Raw genomic sequence first — 26,735 nt, forward strand, 5'->3', positions numbered from 1 at the left:
ATGCGTTCTTCCTAACAAACTCTCTTACAACCGAGAGAAATCATTGAAAAGTGCAAGCCCCATTAACAGCACCAGCAGTATTGAGCCAATGCGATAACTAAAGTCTTGAACTCGCTCGGATACCGGCCCGCCCTTCAGCTTTTCAATCGCCAAAAACAGCAGATGCCCCCCGTCGAGGACGGGTAACGGGAACAAGTTGATTATTCCAAGGTTCACGCTAATCAGCGCAAGGAACATCAGATAGTAAATCAACCCAAATTCCGCTGACATTCCAGCCCCCTGAGCGATAGAAATCGGCCCACTGAGGTTGTTCAGTTTGACATCACCGGTTATCAATTTGCCCAGCATCCTGACCGTTAACGACATCAGTTGCCAGGTTTTATCCGTGGCTTCGGCGATGGCGGCAAACGGCCCGTACTGACGCACTGTCTTGTATTCATCAGGCAGCGGGATAACTTTTGGCACTACCCCTGCAAACCCTTCAGCCTTGCCTTTCACCGACTTCGTATCCGGAGTCAGGGTCAACGACAGCGGCGTACCTTGTCTGTCGACCTCCAGAGCCAGCGCCTTGCCCGGATTATCACGCACCAGATTAACAAACGTCATCCACTGCGTTAACGGTTGACCATCGACTTTAACGATCCTGTCTCCCGCTTGCAAACCTGCTTTCTGCGCGGCCGACTGAGATTGAACCTCAGCCAGCGCGGTATCAATCTGCGCGCTACGCGGCTTGATGCCTAACGAGGCCACCGGATCTTGCTTATCCGGCTCAAACGCCCAGTGCCGCAGATCGAGGATTTTATCCTGACGTTGGTTCGTCCCGAAAGGGGCGACGGTAAGTATTGTTTGTTGGTCGCCAATCTTCGCGACTAACGCCATACGTACTGCATCCCAATCAGGCGTTTCGATGCCATCTATCGCTTTAAGTTCCATTCCTTTTGCAATTTGTGCTTGCGCAGCGATGGAATTGGGCGATATTTCATCAACAACCGGACGCACGCCAGGGACGCCGATGATAAACACCAGCCAGTAGGCAAAGATGGCAAAAATGAAGTTGGCAATAGGGCCTGCGGCGATGATGGCCGCGCGCTGACCGACGGTTTTATTATTGAAAGCGTAGTGACGCATTTCCGGCGCCACCGGTTCGACGCGTTCGTCGAGCATCTTCACATAACCGCCGAGCGGGATCAGCGCGATAACAAACTCGGTCCCCTGCTTATCCACGCGGCGCCACAGCGCTTTACCAAAACCAATGGAGAATCGTTCAACGCGCACGCCGCAGCGACGAGCCACCCAGAAATGGCCGAACTCGTGCACGGTGATCAGTACGCCAAGCGCAATAATAAAAGCGGCCAAATTCCAGAGAACGCTCAGCATAAAACCTTCCGTCAAATCGTCCTGAAGACTAACAACAGCAGACAAGCGAACACCGGTACCGCAGCCGTCAGGCTGTCGATACGGTCTAAAATACCGCCATGTCCAGGGATCAGATGCCCGCTATCCTTGATGCCGGCTTCACGCTTAAACATACTTTCCGTCAAATCACCCAGCACTGAAGCCAGCGCCGCCACCACCGAGCAGATCAGCAACACGGTTGGGGTGACATCCAGATGAGCCCACACGCCATAAGCCCAGGAGATAACAGCTGCCGTCAACAGGCCGCCGAAGAAACCCTGCCAGGTTTTACCCGGAGAAACCTTCGGCGCCAGCTTATGCTTACCGAACATTTTACCAAACATGTAGGCGCCGGAATCCGCGCCCCACACCAGAATCATGACGTACAGTAGCCACACCGCGCCGCTGTAGTGGTTATCGGCATAATGCCATGCGCGCAGCGCCAGCATGCCCCAGAAAAACGGGACGATAGTCAGCAGGCCGAAGATCAGACGTAACGCTTTGGAATGACGCCACAGCGTCGCCGAGGCCGGATAAGAGAGCACCAGCAACAGCGCAACAATCCACCAGCCAAATGAGGCCCATAACGATCCTTCAACCATCGGTTGATGCGCGTCATAGTGGTATTCAGGCAACATAAAGAGCATCAGCGCCAGCAGCAGGCCGCAAAGCACCGCAAGCCACACGCGCTGCGTCGTTGAGGTAAAACCGCTTAATTGCCCCCACTCCCACGCGGCGAGCATACAAACGACCAGGGTGACGATGGCAAAACCCGCGGGCGGCAATAGAAAAAGCGCCGCAATAACGACGGGAATTAAAACGAAAGCGGAAATCAGGCGATACTTCAGCAAAAGTGACCCCCATCAGGCATGACTGCCACCCGGCTCTTCTGTGCCGCCAAAACGACGCTCTCGACTAACGAATGCATGGAGTGCACCTTCAAAGTCCTGTTCAGCAAAATCGGGCCAAAGAACATCCGTAAAGTAAAGTTCGGCATAGGCAATTTGCCAAATCAAAAAGTTACTTATTCGGTGCTCTCCCCCGGTCCTAATAACTAAATCAACGGGAGCCAGTTCATGCATACACACCCGCTGGCTAAGCATCTCTTCCGTGATCTCTTCAGGTTTTAACAACCCGTTTTGTACCTGTTCGGCCAGTTGACGCGCGCCCTGGACAATATCCCAGCGGCCGCCGTAATTAGCGGCGATATTCAGCGTTAACCCGGTATTGTTTGCCGTTAGCGCTTCCGCCTTACGGATACGCTCCTGCAGCCGGGCATTAAAGCGCGTCGTCTCGCCGATAATCCGCAGGCGGACATTGTGACGATGCAGGCTTTTGACTTCGCTATCCAGCGCCCAGACAAACAGTTCCATCAGCGCGCTCACTTCCTGCGCCGGACGGTTCCAGTTTTCACTACTGAATGCGTAAAGCGTTAATGCTTCAATACCATTATTCGCCGCGAAGGAGACCGCGCGACGAACAGATTTCGCTCCAGCTTTATGGCCAAAGGCGCGAATTTTACCTTGTTGTTTCGCCCAACGACCGTTGCCGTCCATGATAATGGCGACATGGCGACAACCATGTGCAGGCGACATTTTGCTGACAGTTTGATTAGCAGACAACATAACGCGTTTTAAGTCCATAATAAGGATTAGCTAAGCCACATCACACACGCCGCCGGGCAGCGCTGAATACGCATTTTTATCCGGCGCCGGAGCTACAGCCAATCGCAGAGAACAACCAAAAGCTTTACGCAAAAAAGCCGTGTCTTGCCACGGCCACCGTAATCTTTCACAACAAAATGCAACGATCGGGTGGCGCAGACTATATCACTGAAGCCCAGCGCCCACAAATATCACAACGCGTTGTAGGGGCTCCCCTGCGCCATGTGTTATCGAAGTTGTCGCTGTGCGGCGACGCGCGCTTCGGCATCAATTGCAACCACTTCATCAATACTTTGCGGTTCATTGAGCGCCATACTATCCAGCACTGCCTGGTTCACCGCCGCAATATCGGTAAAGCGGATTTCACTATTCAGAAACGCCGCCACTGAGACTTCGTTAGCGGCATTCAACGCCGTCGTCGCCGCCTGGCCGACATCAAAAGCGTCCATCGCCAGCTTGAGGCACGGATAGCGATCGTAATCCGGCGCCGAGAAGCTCAGGTTGCTCAACTGGCAGAAATCCAGCGGTTTAACGCCAGAGTTCAGGCGCTGCGGCCAGCCCATGGTATGGGCGATCGGCGTGCGCATATCCGGCTCGCCCAATTGCGCCAGCACGCTGCCGTCTTGATAGCGAACCATGGAGTGAATCACCGATTGCGGATGAATTATGACTTCCATCTGCCGAGCAGAAGCATTAAACAGCCAGCGGGCTTCGATATACTCCAGCCCTTTATTCATCATCGTGGCGGAATCAACGGAAATTTTGCGTCCCATTGACCAGTTCGGATGGCGGCAAGCCTGATCCGGCGTCATTGCCGCCAGCTCTGAAATCGCCGTTTCCCGGAAAGGACCACCGGAACCGGTCAGCAGAATCGACGAGACGCCGTTCTGCGTCAGGTCAGCGTATCCCAGATGATTTTGAATTGTTTCCGGCATACTCTGAAAAATAGCGTTATGTTCGCTATCAACCGGCAACAGGCGAGCGCCATACTGCTGAACCGCATCCATAAACAGGCGGCCGCAGGTCACCAGAGACTCTTTGTTCGCCAGCAATACCGTTTTGCCGGCGCGAATTGCCGCCAGCGTCGGCGCCAGGCCTGCCGCGCCAACGATGGCCGCCATCACCTGATCGACCTCATCCAGCGCCGCGACGTCGGCCGCCGCCTGCTTGCCGCTCAGCACTTCCGTGCGGCAGCCCTGTTCGCGCAGCAGCGTACGTAAACGCTCAGCGCTTTGCGCGTCATCCATCACCGCGAATCGGGGGGAAAATTCCAGACATTGTTCAACCATACGGTCGACATTTTTCCCCGCGACCAGCGCGGCGACGGAAAAGCTTTCGGGATTATGGCGCACCACGTCCAGCGTGCTGCAGCCGATTGAACCGGTCGAACCGAGAACGGTTAATTGCTTCATGAGACGTCCAGAAGAATTGTGACAGGATAAAAAGCAAAACGCCGCCAGCAAGCCCTTTACGCATCAATTCTCGGGGCTAAAACGGCGGCGAATGACCTTCGGTATAAACCGGAAGGCTACAAGGCCTGCTATTTTAACGCAATCCCAAATATTGAGCGTACGGTCTTCTGTACGGCGTTTCAGACTTTACGCAGCCCCGAATGCCCCGGGCCTGCGTAGCGGCAGAAAATCAGAACTGCATCAGTTCCGCTTCTTTCTCAGCCAGCGCCGCATCAACTTTCTTAATGGCGGCGTCAGTCATTTTCTGCACGTCGTCCTGAGAACGGCGATCGTCATCTTCGCTGATCTCTTTCTCTTTGAGCAGAGCTTTAACTTTGTCGTTCGCGTCACGACGAACGTTACGCACGGCAACACGCGCCTGCTCAGCTTCGCCACGCACGATCTTAGTCAGATCTTTACGACGTTCTTCAGTCAGCGGCGGCAGCGGAACGCGGATATCGCTACCCGCAGAGCTCGGGTTCAGACCCAGGTCAGACGCCATAATCGCTTTTTCAACGGCCGGGCTCATGGAGCGGTCGAAGACGTTGATTTTCAGCGTACGGGAATCTTCTACCGTAACGCTTGCCAGCTGGCGCAGCGGGGTCGGCGTGCCGTAGTATTCCACGATGATGCCATCCAGCAGGCTTGGAGAAGCACGGCCCGTGCGAATTTTGCTGATTTGGTTTTTGAATGCTTCTACGCATTTTTCCATGCGTACTTCAGCATCTTTTCTGATATCGCTAATCACGTTACGAATCCTTGAAAACTTGTCTCAGACAGACCACACGGTCGCCCACTGCAAAAGTGAGCTAAGTATAGTCCGGATTAATTCTATTAACCGGGCAACTTCCCCGCTAAAGTAAAGCGGAATATTACCCGGAATTAGCGCCGACGGGAATTATTCCGTAATCAACGTGCCTTCTTTTTCGCCCATGACCACGCGACGCAGCGCGCCTGGCTTGTTCATGTTAAATACGCGAATCGGCAGTTTGTGGTCGCGCGCCAGGGTAAAGGCGGCAAGATCCATCACTTTCAGCTCTTTATCCAGCACTTCGCTGTAGGTGAGCTGATCGTACATGGTAGCGGAAGGATCTTTCGCCGGGTCAGCGGTAAACACACCGTCAACCTTGGTCGCTTTCAGTACCACGTCGGCTTCGATTTCAATACCGCGCAGGCAGGCTGCGGAGTCGGTGGTAAAGAATGGGTTGCCGGTACCCGCGGAGAGGATCACCACGCGATTGTTACGCAGCAGGCTAATCGCCTCCGCCCAGCTGTAGTTGTCGCACACGCCGTTCAGCGGGATTGCGGACATCAGGCGAGCGTTCACATAGGCGCGATGGAGCGCATCACGCATTGCCAGGCCGTTCATGACCGTTGCCAGCATGCCCATGTGGTCGCCCACAACGCGGTTCATACCCGCTTTCGCCAGACCAGCACCACGGAACAGGTTACCGCCACCAATCACTACGCCAACCTGAATACCCAGTTCAACCAGTTCTTTGATTTCCTGAGCCATACGGTCAAGTATGCTTGCATCAATACCGAAGCCTTCTGAACCCTGCAGAGCTTCGCCACTTAACTTCAGCAGAATACGTTTGTAGACGGGTTTTGCATTGGTAGCCATGTTTCTTTCCTGAGACTGTCAACGATTGAGATGAGTTAATTCTGACGACATTGTATGTCATCGTTCAGCGCAGTCACTATAAGCGATTGGCTGATTTTACAAGAGAGGCGCAAAAAGAAGCCGCCCTCAGGCGGCTCCTTTTTTAAAAAATTAAGACTGCTTGGACATCGCAGCAACTTCTGCTGCAAAGTCAGTCTCAACTTTCTCAATGCCTTCGCCCACTTCAAAGCGGATGAAGCCAGTAACGTCGGCGTTGTGCTCTTTCAGCAGCTGACCAACAGATTTGCTCGGTTCCATAACGAAAGGCTGACCAGTCAGAGAAACTTCGCCGGTGAATTTCTTCATGCGGCCTTCAACCATTTTCTCTGCGATTTCTTTCGGCTTACCGGACTGCATCGCGATGTCCAGCTGAACCTGGTACTCTTTTTCTACTACTTCAGCAGAAACGTCTTCCGGCTTAACGAATTCCGGCTTGCTTGCAGCAACGTGCATTGCCAGCTGCTTAACCAGCTCTTCGTCAGCGCCTTTAGCGGCAACCAGAACGCCGATGCGAGCACCGTGCTGGTAGCTGCCCAGAACGTCGCCTTCCAGGATAGCGATACGACGGATGTTGATGTTCTCGCCGATTTTAGCAACCAGGGCAACACGTTCTTCTTCGAACTGCGCTTTCAGAACTTCAACGTCGGAGATTTTACCAGCAACAGCGGCGTCCAGTACTTTGTCAGCAAATGCCTGGAAACCACCATCTTTAGCAACGAAGTCAGTCTGGCAGTTAACTTCCAGGATGTAACCGTAGTTGCCGTCGATTTTGGTTTTGATCACGCCGTCAGCAGCAACGTTGCCTGCTTTTTTCGCCGCTTTGATCGCGCCGGATTTACGCATGTTTTCGATTGCCAGCTCGATGTCGCCATTAGCTTCAGTCAGTGCTTTTTTGCAATCCATCATGCCTGCGCCAGTACGTTCGCGCAGCTCTTTTACCAGGGAAGCGGTAATTTCAGCCATTCTAAAATCCTCGGGAGATGTGGAAACTGCCCGGCCTGCGGCCAAACAGCATAAATTGAAAAAAGGGGCCTAAAATTGGCCCCTATTCATACACGGTACTAATAAGGGCTTAAACCTTATTATTCAGCTTCTACGAAGCTTTCTTCCGCCTGAGAAGCCAGGTCCTGAGAGCGACCTTCACGAACGGTAGCAGCAACAGCGCCCAGGTACAGGCTAACTGCGCGGATTGCATCGTCGTTACCCGGGATAACGAAGTCTACGCCGTCCGGATCAGAGTTGGTATCAACGATAGCAAATACCGGGATACCCAGGTTGTTTGCTTCTTTGATAGCGATGTGCTCGTGGTCAGCGTCGATAACGAACAGTGCGTCCGGCAGGCCGCCCATGTCTTTGATACCGCCCAGGCTGTTTTCCAGCTTGTCCAGCTCACGAGTGCGCATCAGCGCTTCTTTCTTGGTCAGCTTCTCGAAAGTACCGTCCTGGGACTGAGTTTCCAGGTCTTTCAGACGTTTGATGGACTGACGAACGGTTTTCCAGTTAGTCAGCATACCGCCCAGCCAGCGATGGTTCACGAAGAACTGGTCGCAGCTGTTAGCAGCTTCTTTTACCGCTTCGCTTGCAGCGCGCTTAGTACCAACGAACAGGATCTTGCCTTTACGGGCAGAGATTTTGTTCAGCTCAGCCAGAGCTTCGTTGAACATCGGTACAGTTTTCTCAAGGTTGATGATGTGAACTTTGTTACGCGCGCCGAAGATGAAAGGCTTCATTTTCGGGTTCCAGTAACGGGTCTGGTGACCGAAGTGAACACCAGCCTTGAGCATGTCGCGCATGGAAACAGTTGCCATGTTTAAAACCTCTATAGATTAAATTGGGGTTATGCCTCCACGTATCCCATATTACCGACCCCAAAGGGCACCCCGGAATATGTGCCGATACGTGTGTGTTATTTACACAATATGAGTATGTCGCTTACGTCCATCCTTGTGTATCTGAGATGGAACGGAAGTCCGGCGCGCTTTATACCACAAAACCTGGCCAGACACCAACTCTTGTTGACGTCGCGTGCTGTTAATGATTCTCAATTTGGCACCAGCGTACCCGGACTGTTACCATTGACAGGACTTAATCTATTATTGTCGAAAAAATCGACACTGCTGGACATATTCCATGGCTATCTCTATCAAGACATCTGAAGACATCGAAAAAATGCGCGTTGCCGGCCGCCTGGCCGCCGAAGTGCTGGAAATGATCGAACCCTACGTTAAACCGGGCGTCAGCACCGGCGAACTGGATCGCATCTGCAACGACTACATTGTTAATGAACAGAAAGCGGTCTCCGCCTGCCTCGGCTATCACGGCTTCCCGAAATCGGTCTGTATCTCTATTAATGAAGTGGTGTGCCACGGCATCCCGGATGACGGCAAACTGCTGAAAGACGGCGACATCGTCAATATCGACGTGACCGTGATTAAAGATGAATTCCACGGCGATACCTCAAAAATGTTCATCGTCGGCAAACCGACTATCCTCGGCGAGCGCCTGTGCCGCATCACCCAGGAAAGCCTCTATCTGGCGCTGAAGATGGTCAAGCCGGGGATTAACCTGCGTGCGATCGGCGCGGCGATCCAGAAATTCGTCGAAGCGGAAGGTTTTTCCGTAGTACGTGAATACTGTGGCCACGGTATCGGCCGCGGCTTCCACGAGGAACCACAGGTACTGCACTATGATTCGCCGGAAACCGACGTGGTGCTCAAGCCGGGTATGACCTTCACTATCGAACCGATGGTCAACGCCGGTAAGAAAGAGATCCGCAGCATGAAGGACGGCTGGACGGTGAAAACCAAAGACCGTAGCTTGTCTGCGCAGTATGAGCATACTATTGTGGTAACTGATAACGGCTGCGAAATTCTGACGCTACGCAAGGATGACACCATCCCGGCGATAATCTCGCACGAAGCATAATGAAAAGCCGGCGCCCGCCGGCTTTTTTATTAGATAGTTTTTTCTTATGGTGACGCGATGAGCAACTCTTTACCTGACACAGCCTCCCCTCTTCTGCCCATCCCGCCGGAACATCCCGTGAGCTGGCCGCAGGGCGATCTTAACTGTGCCGCCATCAAGACGCATCTCGATACCTTCCAACGCTGGCTGGGCGAGGCTTTCGATCGCGGTATCGCCGCGGAACGACTGATAGCGGCGCGCACCGAGTTTATCGACCAGTTGCTGCAGCGGCTGTGGGTCGACTACGGTTTTGGCGCGCAGAGCGATATGGCGCTGGTAGCCGTCGGCGGCTATGGGCGCGGCGAGCTGCACCCGCTCTCCGACGTCGACCTGCTGATTCTGAGCCGTAAAAAGCTGCCGGACGAGCAGGCGCAAAAGGTCGGCGAACTGCTGACGCTATTGTGGGACGTCAAGCTGGAGGTGGGCCATAGCGTGCGCACCCTCGAAGAGTGTCTGCTAGAAGGGCTTTCGGATCTCACCGTCGCCACCAACTTAATCGAATCCCGCCTGCTGATCGGCGACGTCGCGCTGTTCCTTGAACTGCAAAAACATATTTTTAGCGACGGCTTCTGGCCGTCGGAGAAGTTCTTCGCCGCCAAGGTTGAAGAGCAGAATGTCCGCCACCAGCGCTACCACGGCACCAGTTACAACCTGGAGCCGGACGTCAAAAGCAGCCCCGGCGGCCTGCGCGATATACATACCCTGCAGTGGGTGGCTCGCCGCCACTTCGGCGCAACCTCGCTTGATGAAATGGTCGGTTTCGGCTTCCTCACCGAAGCCGAGCGCAACGAGCTTAACGAGTGCCTGCACCAGCTCTGGCGCATCCGTTTTGCCCTGCATCTTGAAGTGAATCGCTACGATAACCGCCTGCTTTTCGATCGTCAGCTGAATGTCGCCCATCGCCTCGGCTATGAAGGCGAAGGCAATCAGCCGATCGAACATATGATGAAGGATTTCTTCCGCGTTACCCGTCGGGTAAGCGAACTCAACAATATGCTGCTGCAGCTGTTTGATGAGGCGATCCTCGCTCTCACCGAGAATGAAAAGCCGCGGCCTATTGATGATGATTTCCAACTGCGCGGTACTCTGATAGACCTGCGCGACGACACCCTGTTTATTCGCGAGCCGCAGGCGATTCTGCGGATGTTCTTTATCATGGTGCGTAACAGCAGCATCACCGGTATTTACTCCACCACCCTGCGCCACCTGCGCCACGCGCGCCGCCACCTGACGCAGCCGCTGTGCTATATCCCGGAGGCACGAACCCTCTTCCTCAGCATGCTCCGTCATCAGGGCGCGGTGAGTCGTGGTCTGCTGCCGATGCATCGCCACAGCGTGCTGTGGGCCTATATGCCGCAGTGGTCGCATATTGTCGGTCAGATGCAGTTCGACCTGTTTCACGCCTATACCGTCGACGAACACACCATACGCGTCTTGTTAAAACTGGAAAGCTTCGCGAAAGAAGAGACCCGCAGCCGCCATCCGCTGTGCGTTGAGCTGTGGCCGCGGCTGGCCCATCCTGAACTTATCCTCATCGCCGCCCTGTTTCACGATATCGCTAAAGGCCGCGGCGGCGACCATTCGATTCTCGGCGCCGAAGACGTGCTGAAATTCGCCGAGCTCCACGGGCTCAATTCGCGGGAGACGCAGCTGGTCGCCTGGCTGGTACGCCAGCATCTATTGATGTCGGTAACCGCCCAGCGCCGCGACATTCAGGACCCGGAGGTAATTAAACAGTTCGCCGAAGAGGTACAGACGGAAAATCGCCTGCGCTATCTGGTATGCCTGACCGTCGCCGATATCTGCGCCACCAACGAAACGCTGTGGAATAGCTGGAAGCAAAGCCTGCTACGCGAGCTCTATTTCGCCACCGAAAAACAGCTGCGTCGCGGTATGCAGAGCACGCCAGATATGCGCGAACGCGTACGCCACCATCAGCTGCAGGCGCTGGCGCTGTTGCGCATGGACAATATCAATGAAGAGGCGCTGCATCAGATCTGGAACCGCTGCCGGGCTAACTACTTTGTGCGGCATACGCCGAATCAGCTCGCCTGGCACGCCCGCAACCTGCTGAAGCACGATCTCAGTAAGCCGATGATCCTGCTGAGTTCGCGGGCCACCCGCGGCGGCACCGAGATCTTCATCTGGAGCCCGGACCGCCCTTACCTGTTCGCCGCCGTCTGCGGCGAACTGGACCGCCGCAACCTCAGCGTTCATGATGCGCAGATATTTACTACCCGCGACGGCATGGCGATGGATACCTTTATCGTCCTTGAACCCGACGGCAGCCCGCTTTCCGCCGATCGCCACGAGGCGATTCGCCACGGTCTGGAGCAGACGATAACGCAGCGCAGCTGGGAGCCGCCGGCCCCGCGTCGTCAGGCGGCGAAACTGCGTCACTTTTCTGTCGCTACTGAGGTGAATTTCCTGCCGACCCACACCGACCGGAAATCATTTCTTGAGCTCATTGCGCTCGATCAGCCGGGGCTGCTCGCCCGCGTTGGTCAGGTGTTCGCCGACCTCGGAATATCGCTTCACGGAGCGCGAATTACGACAATTGGTGAGCGAGTAGAAGATTTATTTATAATCGCCACCGCCGACCGGCGTGCCCTTAATAATGAGCTGCAACAAGAAGTGCAACAACGGTTGACAGAGGCCCTCAATCCAAACGATAAAGGGTAACGTATTTTTTTTAAGTGAATGGAAAGAAACAATGCAGCAGTTACAGAACGTTATTGAGTCCGCCTTTGAGCGTCGCGCCGACATCACGCCGGCAAATGTGGATACCGTCACCCGCGAAGCGGTGAACCAGGTTATTGCCCTGCTGGATTCCGGCGCGCTGCGCGTCGCTGAGAAGATCGATGGTCAATGGGTGACGCATCAATGGCTGAAGAAAGCGGTACTGCTCTCTTTCCGTATTAACGATAACCAGGTTATCGATGGTGCGGAAAGCCGCTACTTCGATAAAGTTCCGATGAAATTCGCCGACTACGACGAAGCGCGCTTCCAGAAAGAAGGCTTCCGCGTAGTGCCGCCGGCGGCCGTTCGCCAGGGCGCGTTCATCGCGCGCAATACCGTGCTGATGCCGTCCTACGTCAACATCGGCGCTTACGTTGATGAAGGCACCATGGTTGATACCTGGGCCACCGTCGGTTCTTGCGCGCAGATCGGTAAAAACGTTCACCTGTCCGGCGGCGTCGGCATCGGCGGCGTTCTCGAACCGCTGCAGGCTAACCCGACCATCATCGAAGATAACTGCTTCATCGGCGCGCGCTCTGAAATCGTTGAAGGCGTTATCGTTGAAGAAGGCGCGGTGATCTCCATGGGCGTGTACATCGGCCAGAGCACCAAAATTTACGATCGCGAAACCGGCGAAGTCCATTACGGCCGCGTGCCGGCGGGCTCGGTTGTCGTTTCCGGCAACCTGCCGTCGAAAGATGGCAAATACAGCCTGTACTGTGCGGTGATCGTGAAAAAGGTTGATGCGAAGACCCGCGGTAAGGTCGGCATCAACGAACTGCTGCGTACCATCGACTAAGCAGAACAAAAAGCGGGAGATATCCCGCTTTTTTTATATCTGACGCTGGCGAAGATGGATTTTTTCGTTAATTATTCAATGGTTATGATGATATCAAAGGTACCGTTATGTACGATAATCTGAAGAGTCTTGGCATTACCAATCCTGATGAAATCGATCGCTATAGCCTGCGCCAGGAAGCTAACAACGACATCCTGAAGATCTATTTCCAGAAAGATAAGGGCGAGTTCTTCGCCAAAAGCGTGAAGTTTAAATACCCACGCCAGCGTAAAACCGTGGTCGCCGACGGCGTCGGTCAGGGTTACAAAGAAGTGCAGGAGATAAGCCCAAACCTGCGCTATGTGATCGACGAGCTGGACCAGCTCTGCCAGCGCGACCGTACCGAAATCGACCTCAAGCGTAAGATCCTTGACGATTTACGCCATCTGGAAAGCGTTGTCACCAATAAGATCAGCGAAATTGAAGCCGATCTGGAAAAACTGACGCGTAAATAACCCAGACTGCTACGGGCCAGCTACTGGCCCTCTTCCCCTGCCCCAACCTCTATTTCCTCAGCCATAGATCATCTTCGCCATCAGCAAACCTCAGTTATCCCTCACTGATATCATTTCACATCACAACCCTATCCATATGAATTACTTACTATTTTATTTCGTTTATGTTCAGTTTCCGCGAAAAAGGAGATAGCTCTATGACACAGGAAATTGAACAAAAATGTTATACCCTGCAATCCGCAACCTGGCTGGATAACGCAGGCTTTGAAAAAGGACGAAAACACGATCGTCAGGCGCTTGGCTTTATTCTGCCCGCCAACACGGTGCTGAAAATTCGGCAAACGGACCTCAGTAACGGCATCTCGACCCTGCGCCTGATGTGTGATGATAGCGCTCTGGAGAAAACCAGCGCTCTGACCACCTCCTGGACAACGATTAGCACCACCGTCGATTCTGTGCCGTTTGTCGATACGTTGTTTACCGACAGCCCCTGCGAGTTCTCCGTGATTTACCAACAACCTGCGGCGACGAAACCGCTCCCCTGCTGGAAATCAGGACAGTCTGAAGAAACGTTTTTCCTCGACTGGGAGAATAATAAATCGTCGTTCGCACTGGTGGATCTGGATGTTATCAACCTGCTGCTGCCTTATGCCGACCGCGACAATGCGATGAAAGCGGGATTAGCGTCATTACACCGTTTTTATAACCACCTTTTCACCTGCTATAACGATTGGGCCGGATTAAGCGATAATTCAGATTCGCAATGGAATCAGAATGTTGCAAACCGTTATTTTCTACGGCCGGATAAACATGGCGTCGGATCAGCTTATTACAATAGCACCTGGTGCGCGCAAACTGCCGCCACGGTTGGCGAAGGCTGGCTGGATAACGTTGCCACGCAGTGGGTTATCCTGCATGAAATTGGCCACGGCTATCAGGGGAAATTTATGCAGGACTCCACGCTGTCGGTCAGCGAAGTGTGGAACAACATTTACGCCTCTTTCTATCAGCAGCTCACGCTGGGTCAGGATAATCATCTGTATACCGATGGCTGGCTGTACAACTATGGCAAGCTGGCCGCGCAGGAAGCGCAGTTGGTTAACTATATTACCGATAAGACGCCGGTCACCAGTTGGAGCCTGCGTTCGCGCCTGCAATTCCTGATGCTGATGTTATTGAAAGCTGGTGTCGCATCCTTCCGCGTCTTTAACCAGAATTATCGCCAACTCGCCAATAGCGAGGGCTTCCAGCCGACCGATCATCAGCTTGCCGATATGCTGGCAACCGCTATTGCCGCTACCGCTGGATATGATGTCACGCCGTTTATCGAGCTCTGCGGCTTAACGCTGAAACATGCCACCCGGGAAAATATCGTCTCGCTGACGACAAAACCGCTCTATCCACTGTATCGCTTTCTGCCACAAAGCGAATGGGACAGCGCGCGCCAGCAGTTAGGGCTGGATTCCTTCTTCTGGCTGGTGGATAACAGCGAACTGGCGAAATTGAACAAAACGGGTAACCTGACCCTGACGTTGAATATCGACCAGCTGCAACAAATTTACGGACAAACGCTGACTATTCAGGATAATTGCGGTACGCATTATTCACTGATTGTTGATGGTGACACTTTTGTCCTGAATAACATGCCAATGGGTGTATACCAGCTCGTACTGCCTAAAGGTCGTTCACAAAAATACCGTCCGGATATCAGCTATATCACCGTTAAAGAAGGCGCCAATAAGATTAGCGTCAACTACATCCGGCAAAACGATACCAGCGAACGTAACGTGACCATCACCTTTTTAGGGCTAAATGATGCGCCTTTCGCGCGCCTTGATATCGACTACGAAAATCAGCAGCTTATTCTTAATGTCACCAGCGCCACGCCGCACAGCTACTACCCAGGCGCGTTGTATGCCGCAGTAAACGTACTTTCCGCCAGTGGGGAAAAAGTATTTGAACGCAAAATGACCGGTACCAATTGCGCTACCGGAAAAGTGGTTATTCCATTCAGCCCCCACTATCACCTATACATCACTCACGTGGAGCCTGGACGGCTGAAAGCCTCTCTCGGATATTTAACGTTAGTCGCTCGCGAGAAATACCAGCTGATACGCATTGATGATAATGGCGTGTATAACTTTATCCTCAATAATAATCCGGCGGCTGATTTACAGGCTATTTTCGAGCATAACGCTCAGGCGATCCGTAACCAACCCTCGCTGCTCGCGCAGAAAGAGTGCGTCTGTAAAAACGACCTCTGGCTGATGCTCCCCCATATTGAAGAACCCCAACGCAGCAGCTTGCGGAAAACCTATGCCGATGTCCTGCCTCAGGATAATAGCGATCCGGGGGAGTTGACGGGCAAGAGCGTAACCCTCAATCTCCGCGGTCAGGGCAATAACGAGTTTTGCCAGATCGTTATTGATAATCAACAACGTGCGATGACCGTCGCCACGCGCGCCGGCACGCCGCACTCGTATTACACCTCCCATACCTACGCCAGCATTATGGTTACCGGCGCGGACGATACGGTTGTTTATCAACGCAGCTACGCCGGCGCCACCAGTAATCTGGCAAACAGTGAAACTATCGCCCTCGCAGAGGGAATGATCATCGATATTTTCCATGATGAACCATTCCGCTCCAGCGCCACGAATGGCACGAGCCAAAAAGCCGTTCCCCTTAAGCAGCACAACCGCTGGCGCGTGGTGAAAACGGGCCTCGAAGCCTTTGCGCTCGCGCTTGATGAACCGGATGAGGAAGCCGCTGATACAGAAGAGGACACTCAGGATGCCACCGCACTGTATGGCGATAGCTTCAGCTGGCAACTGCTTGGCGATGGTGATGTTTGCTTTGCCGCGATGGAGATGGATATTGGCAGCGGCGCGTTGACCTTTACCGCGAGTCCAGTGGTGCCGAACAAGCACTTCACAACCACTTACGCCACGGTCAATATCTACAATACGCGTGGTTCGGTGGTGTATCGCCAGTCGATTAAAGGATCGTCGCAGCTTGGCGACTATATTGATACCGCTATCCTGGATGAGGGCTATACCATTGAAGTCTTCCATGCCGAAGCGGGGAATCGCTCCGTCATTATTAATCCGCTCAATGGCAATAGCTGGCACCAGCCCAATACCGTTACCTGGCAAGTGACCGCTCGCGGACTACAGCGCCTGTAGCCCGCCATTTCCTCTCCCGCCGCCTGCGGCGGGAGTTTTAGCGTTGCTCATCCAGTTGCAGCGCAATGTACAGCAACAAGCGGTCGTCAAAACTACCGAGGTCTAACCCGGTCAGTTCCGAAATCCGATTGAGCCGATACTCCAGCGTATTACGATGAATAAACAACGCCTTTGAGGTCGCCAGCGGCTGCACGTTATGGCGAAACCACGCCTGCAGAGTACGCCGTAGCAGACCATTGTTATCCATCGCCTTTAGCCGCGTCAGCGGGCGCGCCAGCTCGTTAGCCTGCCAGCCGCCCCGTAGACTATCCAGCAGCACAGGCAGCATCAGATCCTGATAAAAATAGCAGCGGCTCTCCGGCATCCGCTGCTTACCAACCATCATTGTCGTACGCGCGGTCCGGTAAGAACGCGCAATACTGCCGGGGCCGGTGAAGAAATTGCCTAATGCAACGCGGAACTGCAGTTGGCCATTCTCTTTCATACGGGCAATCAGTTGCTCAACGCGTCTGCAGTGGTCGTCGGCATCCCAGCGGCCAAAGGCGTTTAACGCCGGTTTCAGCACCACCATTTCGGTCAACGAGACAATCGCCACCAAGTTGTTGCGATCCGGCGTGGTCAGCGCCGTCTGCAGCTGCTGCAGCTCCGCCATCGCGCTATCGACGCCGAGCTGACCGCTATCGACCTCAATCATCGCCACCACCCGCGGTTGATTGAGATCGATACCCAGTCGCTGCGCCCATTCGTTCAGCGCCGGGGTATTCTCTTCCGCCTGAATCAGGTTCATAACCAGTTCTTCACGCAGGCGGCTATCCTGGGCCAGCAAATGCATCAGCCGCGACTGTTCGAGCATCATCTCCGCGGTCATACATACCAGCTCACCGTACTTGCGCAGCGATTCGGGCTCGCCGGTTAACCCGATTACGCCGACGATTTCCCCTTCGAGACGCAGCGGCAGGTTGATCCCCTGGCGCACGCCGTGCAGATGGCGAGCAACCGCATCATCGATATCAACCACCCGTCCCTGCGACAGCACCAGCAGCGCGCCTTCGTGCAATTCACCAATACGCTCACGATCGCCGCTGCCGATAATGCGCCCGCGGGCATCCATTACGTTAATATTGGTATCAATGATGCGCATCGTACGCGCCACGATATCCTGCGCCATTTTGGTATCAAGATGCCAGCCAGCCATAAACCCCTCCCCTGAGCAGGGCATCAGCATAAAAGAGTGACGAAGAGGACGCACTGTGCATATGCACAAAGCATGACAAAGAAGTATGGAGTTGTGGCGGGAATCACAGAACCGACGGGCAGAATAAAAAAGCCCCCTTCCCTTACCGGGAAAGGGGCATTCACGCTAGTATCAGTTACTGCATCAGCAGATAGATAGAAGTATCACCACGCTGAATATTCAGCGCCAGCACGGACGGTTTCGCGTCGAAGATTTTGCGCAGGTCGGCGATGTTTTTCACCGGCTGCTGGTTAGCGCCGACAATAATGTCGCCTTTCTTCAGACCAATTTGCGCCGCCGGGGTGCCCGCTTTCACGTTGCTCACCACGACGCCTTTATCCTGGCCTTTATTGCTCATTTCCGCGCCTTCAATACCGTTAAAGATGCTGCTGGAGTCAACCTGGTTCTGGTTGCTCTGCTGTAGTTCAACGGTAACGTTAACCGGCTTGCCGTCGCGCAGCAGTCCCAGCTCGACTTTGCTGCCGATAGGCATCGTACCAACCTGCGCACGCAGCGCCGCAAAGCTGCTGATCGCCTTACCGTTGAGGGTAGTAATCACGTCGCCGGCTTTAATACCCGCTTTCGCCGCCGCCGAGCCCGGCATCACCTGGCTTACGAACGCGCCACGCTGGGCATCGACTTTCATCGCCTTCGCCAGCTCGGAGTTCAGCTCGGTACCCATGATCCCCAGTTCACCGCGTTTCACCTGGCCAAACTTGACCATCTGCTCGGTCAGGTTTTTCACCATGTTGCTCGGAATAGCAAAACCGATACCGATGTTGCCGCCGTCCGGAGCAAGGATCGCGGTGTTGATACCGATCAACTCACCGTTGAGATTCACCAGCGCGCCGCCGGAGTTACCGCGGTTAATAGCCGCATCGGTCTGGATAAAGTTTTCATAGTTTTCCACGTTCAGGCCGCTGCGGCCCAATGCGGAGACGATACCGGAAGTCACGGTTTCGCCGAGGCCGAACGGGTTACCGATCGCCACGGTGTAGTCGCCGACGCGCAGCGCGTCAGAGTCGGCAAGCTTAATCGCCGTCAGGTTTTTCGGATCCTGGATTTGAATCAGCGCGATATCGGAGCGCGGATCTTTACCTACTACTTTCGCGTCAAACTTACGACCATCGCTCAGTTGAACTTTAATCGTGGTGGCATTATCGACCACGTGGTTGTTGGTCACTACGTAGCCTTTGGCCGCATCAATGATGACCCCGGACCCGAGCGCCATAAATTTCTGCTGCTGCGCATTATCGCCAGGCGCGCCCTGGCCGCCGCCCTGACAGAATGGGGAGCTCTGGAATGGCGAACCGTCCTGGCAGAACGGCGAGTTGTCACCGAAGAACTGCTGGAAGTTACGCGGCATCCGCGGCGTGTTAACAGTCGTGCTGCCTTCAACGTTGATGCTCACCACCGACGGCATCACTTTTTCCAGCATCGGCGCCAGGCTCGGCATCTGCTGCGCAGTGGTCGCCGAGGAAGCCGTTTCAGCCGCGCTCGCAGAGAGCGGGGACAACGCCAGACCTAAACTCAGAGCCAGAGCACTCATTGCTAACGTGGTTTTTTTCATAGGTTTCAATCTCAATTTCAAATTTCGGATAACGAAAAAGTTGCTGTGTACGCACTCTCAGAGTCATTTTATAGCGCGAAGTTCCAGAGTTAAGTTTCGGTAAAAGTAAAAATTTATTGTCCGTCTTTACAAAACTCAGACTTATTCCACCGCCATCAGACGGCGATATTCATCCCACGCATACAAATCCGTCATTCCGCTGATATAGTCCTGAATCAATCGACAGCGGTAATAATACTCCAGCACGGGATATTCTTCGGTATCGCGCGAAAGCTTATTTACCGCCTCCACATAGGCCAACCGATGTCGGGTCGAGAGTTTCTGGAACAACCTCGAGGCAATAGGTAAACTGCGTACCCGCTCTTGTTCCACCAATTGGCTGAACTCCTCCAGCGATAATTTCAGTAGCGGCTCGTAGATATCAAGCAGCCCGCTGATAACGCGGTAACCCTGTAATTCCAGCTGTTCAACATCAGGATGGCTAAACACCTGTTTTATGGCGACGTTTTTATAAAGTTCAAGTAGCTGACTACAATCGCTATCATCCTCTAACAGCGCGTGATTAAAGTCGCCGCTAAAAATGGCCGGTAAGTTTTCGATAAATCGATGCGCCGCATAAGGCACCAGTTTATTCAGCGTATTGACCCGTAAATACATAAAGAACTGATCTTCAGTGCTGCGGCTGAGTGAATTAGCGCGCGATTTCTCCCAGGCATTTTCTACGACTTGAGCGAACAACGATCCTTTTTCATGAGCACCCCATGCGTCATACAGATGCTGATACAATTGTTCCGCGCTGAATATCCGTTTTTCTACCGCATCTTCGAGGTCAGCAACGCAATATGAGATATCATCGGCAGCTTCCATAATCCACGTTAATGGAAAGCGATTGTAAGGCGCCAGATCCAATTCTTTACGCAGCCGCGCGATATACTCTTCTTCGGCTAAATAATAACCAGGCTTTTTCATTAAATAGCTATGGCTGGCTGGCGTATCTCCCCGCCACCACGCCGGTCGCGTATATTTCAGAATGCAGCCGACCTGGGTCCAGGTCAGGTTCATACGCATCAGCGTGTGCACCAGACGGATCCCCTGCGCATTGCCTTCAAAGCAGCACAAATCCTGACGCACTTTACGCCGCAGTTCGTTGAGCAACCCTTCGCCATCGTGCAGACGCAGCGCGTCAACCTGGCAGCGATCCTGACTTAACGGCTGGCTGGCGGCATCTTTCGGCGCCAGCCGTTTGCTGAACCAATCGTTAATTGCCGCTTCGCCAAAATGGCCAAATGGCGGATTGCCGATATCGTGCATCAGGCAGGCCATCTCCACGACGCTTTCAAACGGGCCGCTCAGTTCATCCAGTCCGTAGCGTTCCAGCAGCTTTTGCTCCTTCAGGCGGCTTAACACCTCTTTGGCGATGTAGCGCCCGACCTGCTGGACTTCGAGCGAATGGGTGAGCCGGGTGCGGACCGCCGCGTTGCGCTCAAGTGGAAAGACCTGGGTTTTTTGCTGCAGGCGGCGGATGGCCGGTGAATTGATAATGCGCCCGCGATCGCTTTCAAACACCCGCAGGATCTCGCGTTCCGTCTCTACCCCCTGCGGCGAACGGTAGCGCCGACGCCAGTGAATCTTGTTGCGAAAATCAATATTTGCCATAGCCTCTCCCGCGCGAGCAATACGCTTCCCCTTAAGCGCATGATAGACTATGCAGCTAATCCTGACACATCGCGAGTAAATCTATGAAAATTGGCATTATTGGCGCCATGGAAGAAGAAGTTACCCTTCTGCGCGACAAAATCGAGAACCGCCAGACTATCTCTATCGGCGGTAGCGAAATCTATACCGGCCAACTTCACGGTACCGAGGTTGCTCTGCTGAAATCCGGCATTGGTAAAGTGGCCGCCGCCATGGGCGCCACCCTGTTGCTGGAGCGCTGCAAGCCGGATGTGATTATCAATACCGGTTCCGCCGGCGGACTGGCGCCGACGCTGAAAGTCGGCGACATCGTGGTCTCTGACGAAGCGCGCTACCACGATGCCGACGTCACCGCGTTTGGCTACGAATACGGCCAACTGCCGGGCTGTCCGGCCGGTTTCAAAGCTGACGACAAACTGATTGCCGCGGCGGAAACCTGCATCAAAGCGCTGAATCTTAACGCCGTTCGCGGGCTGATCGTCAGCGGCGACGCTTTCATCAACGGCTCGGTAGGACTGGCGAAAATCCGCCACAACTTCCCGCAGGCCGTTGCCGTAGAAATGGAAGCCACCGCCATCGCCCACGTCTGCCATAACTTCAGCATTCCTTTTGTGGTGGTGCGCGCAATCTCTGACGTCGCTGACCAGCAGTCGCATCTCAGCTTCGACGAGTTCCTCGCCGTCGCCGCTAAGCAGTCCACCCTGATGGTGGAAAATCTGGTGCAGAACCTGGCGCGTGGCTAAGTCGTTACAGAAGGCGTTAACCGCCCTGCTGTTGCTCGCCCCGGCGTGGCTTTTCGCCGCGCCGCGGGTGGTGACGCTCTCCCCGGCCAACACTGAATTGGCCTTTGCTGCCGGCATTACGCCGGTCGGCGTCAGCAGTTATTCCGATTACCCTCCCGCCGCGGCTAAAATCGAACAAGTCGCCAGCTGGCAGGGAATGAACCTTGAACGTATCGTCGCCCTGAAACCCGATCTGGTACTGGCGTGGCGCGGCGGCAATGCCGAACGCCAGGTCAATCAGCTCAGCTCGCTGGGAATCAAGGTTATCTGGGTTGAAACCGGTTCGATTGAGCAAATCATCCATGCTTTGCAGATGCTTGCGCCGTGGAGCCCGCAGCCGGAAACAGCCCGGCAGGCTGCCCGGAAGATGCAAGACGATTACGAGGCGCTAAAATCCCGCTATGCCAACGCGCCGAAAAAACGCGTATTTCTGCAGTTTGGCGCCAACCCGCTGTTCACCAGCAACAGCGCCTCGATCCAGAATCAAGTATTGCGCCTGTGCGGCGGAGAGAATATTTTTGCCGCCAGCCGCGTTCCCTGGCCGCAGGTTAGCCGCGAACAGGTGCTGTCACGGCATCCGCAGGCAATCGTCATCACCGGCGATCCGGATAAAATTCCCGCCGTGGACCGCTATTGGCAAAATCAGCTCACAATTTCGCTCATCGCCTTACATAGCGACTGGTTTGAACGCGCGGGCCCACGTATTATCCTTGCCGCAAAACAACTCTGTACTGCGCTTGAGCAGGTAAAATAACCGCCTGGCAGCAGGCTTTTAGCGGGAACTGACGATGCTTGTCTATTGGCTGGATATTATTGGCACAGCCGTATTTGCTATCTCCGGCGTATTGCTGGCGGGGAAATTACGCATGGACCCTTTCGGCGTGCTGGTATTAGGCGTAGTGACCGCCGTGGGCGGCGGGACGATTCGCGATATGGCGCTGGCCAACGGCCCTGTGTTCTGGGTTAAGGACCCTACCGATCTGGTCGTGGCGATGGTCACCAGTATGTTAACGATTCTGCTGGTCCGCCAACCGCGGCGCATGCCGAAATGGGTACTGCCGGTACTGGATGCCGTCGGCCTGGCGGTGTTTGTCGGCATCGGCGTGAATAAAGCCTTTATTGCCCATACCGGCCCGCTGGTGGCTATTTGCATGGGCGTGGTCACCGGCGTCGGCGGCGGGATTATCCGCGACGTGCTGGCGCGAGAAGTACCGATGATTCTGCGCACCGAAATCTACGCCACCGCCTGCATTGTCGGCGGTATCGTGCACGCAACGGCGCACTACACCTTTCAGTTGTCGCTGGAAAACTCGGCGATGTTAGGCATGGTGGTGACGCTGGGGATACGCCTGGCGGCGATTCGCTGGCACCTGAAGCTGCCGACCTTTGCGTTGGATGATAACGGACGGTCATAAAAGCAAAACGGTAACCCTGAGGTTACCGTTTTTCGTGTTTGCCGCTCTCTTTGTGGGAGAGGGCTGGAGTCGCTTGCGTTAAACGCTGAACGAGGAGCCGCAGCCGCAGGTGCTTTTCGCGTTCGGGTTAGTCACGATGAAACGCGACCCTTCCAGGCCTTCGGTATAATCGACGGCGCCGCCAACCAGATACTGCAGGCTCATTGGGTCAACCACCAGGCCGACGCCCTGTTTCTCGATGGTCATATCGCCTTCGTTAACCTGATCGTCAAAGGTGAAGCCATACTGGAAACCGCTGCAACCGCCGCCGGTGATGTACACGCGCAGTTTCAGGTTCGGATTGTCTTCATCCGCAATCAGATGTTTTACTTTGTTCGCTGCGGCTTCGGTGAACTCCAGCGGCAACGCTACGTCATCACTCATTTTTTGCTCCCATTGATACTTCCGGCCGATTAAAGAATAACCGGACCTTTTGAGCCATTATCTAATACCCTGGTAAATCGTTCAAGTATTCTCCCGGGGTACCTGCTGCGCTTTCGCCGCCTCTTCGGCCTTCTGTTTTGCCAGGGTACGCTGCAGAATGGTTGAATACAAAGGTTTACCGCCGAGGAACTGCGCCAATAGTGTTGCCCCAAGGCAGGTAATAATCATTGGCAAAATGAGCTGATAGTTATCGGTCATCTCCAGCACCAGTACAATCCCGGTGAGCGGCGCGCGCACCGAAGCCGCCAGCAGCGCCCCCATCCCGGCGATAGCGAAAGTGCCGGCATCCAGATGATAGGATGGAAACAGCGGAATGGCAGCCATGCCGAATGCCGTCCCCAGCAGCGTGCCGAGCGCCAGCATCGGAGCAAAAATCCCCCCCGGCGCGCCGGAAGAGAAGCACAGCAGCGTGGTGATGACGCGGGCAATAAAAATGAACAGCAGCAGCCCAACCGAGAAGTTGCCGGCAGCGGCGATCGGGATAAGGTTAAAACCGCCGCCCACCGCGGTCGGCTGCATCAGACCCAGCAGGCCGCACAGCCCGCCGATAAGCCCGCCAATCAACACCCATTTTTTGATATTGCCGCCGTGGAGGCGCTGGAACATATCCTGCGTCCGCAGCACCAGGGTATTAAACAATGGCCCGAAACAGCCGAAAATCATGCCCAGCACCAGGTACAACCACAGGGTATTCACCGGCGCATTGCTCAGCTTGCCGACTTCGATAATCGCCCCTTCGCCGTTAAAAATACGGAACACGATGCTCGACATGATCACGCCGGTAAACACGGCTTTAATCGAAATCAGGTTGTAGCGGAACTGCGGGCGCATCTCTTCGATGATAAACAGAATGCCCGCCAGCGGCGCGTTGAAGGCCGCGGAGAGGCCCGATGCCGCACCGGTGGCTAACAGCGTATGCCGCGCTTCCGGGCTACGCAGACGAAACACATCCACCACCATGCGCCCGATATTACCGCCAAGCTGTACCATCGGCCCTTCGCGCCCCAGCACCATCCCGGCGCCCAGCGTCCCCATGCCGCCGATGAATTTTACCGGCAGCACGCGCCACCAGCGTACCGGACGCAGCTCTTCCAGCGCGCCTTCGATTTCCGGGATCCCGGAACCGCCGGCTTCCGGCGCAAAGCGGCGCACCAGAAAATAGCCGACCATCGCCAGCAGCGCCGACAGGATGAAGGCCAGCGGCCAGACGAGGTACCAGTGGTCCGCCACCTGCACCAGCGCCCCGATACGTTGGTTCTGTACCCAGTTCACGCTCTTTTCAAACGCCACGCCCACCAGCCCGGCCAGCGTGCCGACCACCGCCGCCATCAACAATACCGCCAGCGGCGTTTTATCGCGTTGAATTAACCGGCGGACCGCATCGCTACGGCGCACGCGAACAAACTGATGTGCTTCAAAAGAGGGAGTTTCTGATTTCATGCCATTATCATTTATTGGTAATACAAATGAGAAGAGAGGCATTCTAGCCGCCTCCGCGCCGCGCGTCGTCAAAAAATTGTTTCGTCTGCTTAATGTTTCAATTGGGCAAAACTTTCATAACCTTCATGGAATAACTTAGAATAGCCCGATAACTTTATTCACGAACCAGGATCCTGGCCATGAGCAAATCTGAAAATCTGTATAACGCCGCCCGCGAACTTATCCCCGGCGGCGTCAACTCGCCGGTCCGCGCCTTTACGGGCGTCGGCGGCACCCCGCTGTTTATTGAACGTGCGGATGGCGCCTACCTGTACGATGTCGATGGTAAAGCTTATATCGATTATGTCGGTTCCTGGGGGCCAATGGTGCTGGGTCACAACCATCCGGCCATTCGTAACGCGGTGATTGAAGCGGCAGAGCGCGGGTTAAGCTTCGGCGCGCCAACCGAAATGGAAGTCAAAATGGCGGAACTGGTTACTGAACTGGTACCGACCATGGATATGGTGCGCATGGTGAACTCCGGCACCGAAGCCACCATGAGCGCCATTCGCCTGGCGCGCGGCTTCACCGGCCGCGACAAAATCATCAAGTTCGAAGGATGCTACCACGGTCACGCCGACTGCCTGCTGGTGAAAGCCGGTTCCGGCGCGCTGACTCTCGGCCAGCCGAACTCGCCGGGCGTACCGGCCGATTTCGCGAAGCATACCCTGACCTGCACCTATAACGATCTTGCCTCGGTACGCGCGGCGTTTGAACAGTATCCGCAGGATATCGCCTGTATCATCGTCGAACCGGTGGCCGGCAATATGAACTGCATTCCGCCACAGCCGGAGTTCCTGCCGGGCCTGCGCGCGCTGTGCGACGAGTTTGGCGCGCTGCTGATTATTGACGAAGTGATGACCGGCTTCCGCGTCGCGCTGGCGGGCGCTCAGTCCTATTACGGCGTGGAGCCGGATCTGACCTGTCTGGGTAAAATCATCGGCGGCGGTATGCCGGTGGGCGCTTTCGGTGGTCGCCGCGAGGTCATGGACGCGCTGGCGCCGACTGGTCCGGTGTACCAGGCCGGTACGCTGTCAGGCAACCCTATCGCCATGGCCGCAGGCTTCGCCTGCTTAAGCGAAGTGGCGCAGCCGGGCGTGCATGAAACCCTGACCGAGCTGACCAATCAACTGGCGGATGGCCTGCTGAACGCGGCGCGCGAAACCGGGATCCCGCTGGTGGTGAATAATGTCGGCGGCATGTTCGGTATCTTCTTTACCGATGCCGAAACCGTCACCTGCTATCAGGACGTGGTGAAGTGCGATGTTGAACGTTTCAAGCGTTTCTTCCACCTGATGCTGGAAGAAGGGGTTTACCTCGCCCCGTCGGCGTTTGAAGCCGGCTTTATGTCCGTCGCCCATAGCGAAGAGGATATCAACAACACTATCGACGCCGCGCGTCGGGTGTTTGCCAAACTGTAAGGTACTTGAATGCCTGGTGGCGCAGGGATTTTCCCGGAGGCGGCGCGCTGCGCCTTGTCCGGGCTACCAAATCGAGCGGCGCTGTAGCCCCGGTAAGCGCTAGCGCCACCGGGGATTTTCCCGGAGGCGGCGCATTGCGCCTTGTCCGGGCTACCAAATCGAGCAGCACTGTAGCCCCGGTAAGCGCTGGCGCCACCGGGGATTTTCCCGGTGGCGGCGCATTGCGCCTTGTCCGGGCTAGCAAATCGCACAGCACTGTAGCCCCGGTAAGCGCTGGCGCCACCGGGGATGGTGAGGCCATT

Annotated in this window: 22 protein-coding genes; 9 read left to right on the top strand and 13 right to left on the bottom strand. The window is 54.9% G+C overall.

Annotated features, from left to right (window positions below; genetic code table 11):
• Nucleotides 1-24: 24 nt before the first annotated feature.
• The 8 genes from rseP to rpsB all read right to left on the bottom strand — a co-directional run bounded on the left by rseP (nt 25) and on the right by rpsB (nt 7,981).
• The gene (gene rseP / locus PGR09_RS20310) at nt 25-1,377 is read right to left on the bottom strand and encodes a sigma E protease regulator RseP (protein ID WP_045390141.1); all 1,353 of its coding nucleotides are present in this window, start codon (nt 1,375-1,377) and stop codon (nt 25-27) included.
• Between the two features lie 11 nt (nt 1,378-1,388).
• Nucleotides 1,389-2,246 carry a phosphatidate cytidylyltransferase gene (gene cdsA, locus PGR09_RS20315; protein WP_430916465.1) on the bottom strand — a complete coding sequence of 286 codons (858 nt, stop codon included), beginning with the start codon at nt 2,244-2,246 and terminating at the stop codon, nt 1,389-1,391.
• Nucleotides 2,247-2,258: 12 nt separating this feature from the next.
• Entirely contained in the window at nt 2,259-3,020 is a 762-nt protein-coding gene (gene ispU, locus PGR09_RS20320) for a (2E,6E)-farnesyl-diphosphate-specific ditrans,polycis-undecaprenyl-diphosphate synthase (protein WP_045390181.1), read from the bottom strand.
• A 266-nt stretch (nt 3,021-3,286) separates the two neighbouring features.
• Nucleotides 3,287-4,471: a 1-deoxy-D-xylulose-5-phosphate reductoisomerase gene (ispC, locus tag PGR09_RS20325; RefSeq protein ID WP_045390136.1), complete on the bottom strand. Its 1,185-nt coding sequence runs from the start codon at nt 4,469-4,471 to the stop codon at nt 3,287-3,289.
• Nucleotides 4,472-4,700: 229 nt separating this feature from the next.
• Nucleotides 4,701-5,258 (bottom strand): ribosome recycling factor, encoded by a 558-nt coding sequence (gene frr / locus PGR09_RS20330; RefSeq protein ID WP_015368165.1) that lies wholly within the window; start codon nt 5,256-5,258, stop codon nt 4,701-4,703.
• 150 nt (nt 5,259-5,408) lie between these two features.
• On the bottom strand, nt 5,409-6,134 hold the full coding sequence (gene pyrH, locus PGR09_RS20335) for a UMP kinase (RefSeq protein ID WP_004098747.1): 726 nt from the start codon (nt 6,132-6,134) through the stop codon (nt 5,409-5,411).
• Nucleotides 6,135-6,284: 150 nt separating this feature from the next.
• Entirely contained in the window at nt 6,285-7,136 is an 852-nt protein-coding gene (tsf, locus tag PGR09_RS20340) for a translation elongation factor Ts (RefSeq protein ID WP_015368168.1), read from the bottom strand.
• 119 nt (nt 7,137-7,255) lie between these two features.
• Nucleotides 7,256-7,981 carry a 30S ribosomal protein S2 gene (gene rpsB / locus PGR09_RS20345; RefSeq protein ID WP_004858107.1) on the bottom strand — a complete coding sequence of 242 codons (726 nt, stop codon included), beginning with the start codon at nt 7,979-7,981 and terminating at the stop codon, nt 7,256-7,258.
• Between the two features lie 322 nt (nt 7,982-8,303).
• On the opposite strand from rpsB, the gene map reads away from it, so the two are divergent.
• From map to PGR09_RS20370, 5 genes are all read left to right on the top strand, one after another.
• On the top strand, nt 8,304-9,098 hold the full coding sequence (gene map / locus PGR09_RS20350) for a type I methionyl aminopeptidase (protein ID WP_045390135.1): 795 nt from the start codon (nt 8,304-8,306) through the stop codon (nt 9,096-9,098).
• Nucleotides 9,099-9,155: 57 nt separating this feature from the next.
• Nucleotides 9,156-11,819, top strand: coding sequence for a bifunctional uridylyltransferase/uridylyl-removing protein GlnD (glnD, locus tag PGR09_RS20355; RefSeq protein ID WP_047046984.1), 2,664 nt, complete (start codon nt 9,156-9,158; stop codon nt 11,817-11,819).
• 31 nt (nt 11,820-11,850) lie between these two features.
• Nucleotides 11,851-12,675, top strand: a complete 825-nt coding sequence (gene dapD, locus PGR09_RS20360; protein WP_015368172.1) for a 2,3,4,5-tetrahydropyridine-2,6-dicarboxylate N-succinyltransferase — start codon at nt 11,851-11,853, stop codon at nt 12,673-12,675.
• 107 nt (nt 12,676-12,782) lie between these two features.
• Nucleotides 12,783-13,169 (top strand): DUF3461 family protein, encoded by a 387-nt coding sequence (locus PGR09_RS20365; protein ID WP_015368173.1) that lies wholly within the window; start codon nt 12,783-12,785, stop codon nt 13,167-13,169.
• A 197-nt stretch (nt 13,170-13,366) separates the two neighbouring features.
• A complete protein-coding gene (locus PGR09_RS20370) occupies nt 13,367-16,354 on the top strand; it encodes a putative mucin/carbohydrate-binding domain-containing protein (protein WP_430916466.1) in 2,988 nt (995 codons plus the stop codon).
• Nucleotides 16,355-16,391: 37 nt separating this feature from the next.
• Here PGR09_RS20370 and PGR09_RS20375 read toward each other — a convergent pair whose 3' ends face one another.
• The 3 genes from PGR09_RS20375 to dgt form a co-directional block, all read right to left on the bottom strand.
• Nucleotides 16,392-17,549: a CdaR family transcriptional regulator gene (locus PGR09_RS20375; RefSeq protein WP_045390129.1), complete on the bottom strand. Its 1,158-nt coding sequence runs from the start codon at nt 17,547-17,549 to the stop codon at nt 16,392-16,394.
• 175 nt (nt 17,550-17,724) lie between these two features.
• Nucleotides 17,725-19,158, bottom strand: a complete 1,434-nt coding sequence (gene degP / locus PGR09_RS20380) for a serine endoprotease DegP (protein WP_045390127.1) — start codon at nt 19,156-19,158, stop codon at nt 17,725-17,727.
• 141 nt (nt 19,159-19,299) lie between these two features.
• The gene (dgt, locus tag PGR09_RS20385) at nt 19,300-20,814 is read right to left on the bottom strand and encodes a dGTPase (RefSeq protein WP_047065185.1); all 1,515 of its coding nucleotides are present in this window, start codon (nt 20,812-20,814) and stop codon (nt 19,300-19,302) included.
• An 83-nt stretch (nt 20,815-20,897) separates the two neighbouring features.
• Between dgt and mtnN the strand changes: the two genes are divergently transcribed.
• The 3 genes from mtnN to PGR09_RS20400 are packed head-to-tail and all read left to right on the top strand — an operon-like array spanning nt 20,898 to nt 23,050.
• Nucleotides 20,898-21,596: a 5'-methylthioadenosine/S-adenosylhomocysteine nucleosidase gene (mtnN, locus tag PGR09_RS20390; RefSeq protein ID WP_015704439.1), complete on the top strand. Its 699-nt coding sequence runs from the start codon at nt 20,898-20,900 to the stop codon at nt 21,594-21,596.
• The gene (gene btuF / locus PGR09_RS20395; protein WP_049061679.1) at nt 21,589-22,389 is read left to right on the top strand and encodes a vitamin B12 ABC transporter substrate-binding protein BtuF; all 801 of its coding nucleotides are present in this window, start codon (nt 21,589-21,591) and stop codon (nt 22,387-22,389) included. Before mtnN ends, btuF begins: the two co-directional genes overlap by 8 nt.
• Before the next feature lie 34 nt (nt 22,390-22,423).
• Nucleotides 22,424-23,050 (top strand): TRIC cation channel family protein, encoded by a 627-nt coding sequence (locus PGR09_RS20400; protein ID WP_032709911.1) that lies wholly within the window; start codon nt 22,424-22,426, stop codon nt 23,048-23,050.
• Nucleotides 23,051-23,128: 78 nt separating this feature from the next.
• Here the strand turns inward: PGR09_RS20400 and erpA are convergent, their stop codons facing one another.
• Nucleotides 23,129-23,473 carry an iron-sulfur cluster insertion protein ErpA gene (erpA, locus tag PGR09_RS20405; protein WP_008807363.1) on the bottom strand — a complete coding sequence of 115 codons (345 nt, stop codon included), beginning with the start codon at nt 23,471-23,473 and terminating at the stop codon, nt 23,129-23,131.
• Nucleotides 23,474-23,554: 81 nt separating this feature from the next.
• Entirely contained in the window at nt 23,555-24,973 is a 1,419-nt protein-coding gene (gene clcA / locus PGR09_RS20410; protein WP_072251481.1) for a H(+)/Cl(-) exchange transporter ClcA, read from the bottom strand.
• Nucleotides 24,974-25,152: 179 nt separating this feature from the next.
• On the opposite strand from clcA, the gene hemL reads away from it, so the two are divergent.
• Nucleotides 25,153-26,433, top strand: coding sequence for a glutamate-1-semialdehyde 2,1-aminomutase (gene hemL / locus PGR09_RS20415; protein ID WP_045376565.1), 1,281 nt, complete (start codon nt 25,153-25,155; stop codon nt 26,431-26,433).
• The last annotated feature ends 302 nt before the right edge of the window (nt 26,434-26,735 follow it).

Source organism: Klebsiella sp. 141251 (genome assembly GCF_050600725.1).
GTDB classification, from domain to species: Bacteria; Pseudomonadota; Gammaproteobacteria; order Enterobacterales; family Enterobacteriaceae; genus Klebsiella; species Klebsiella aerogenes.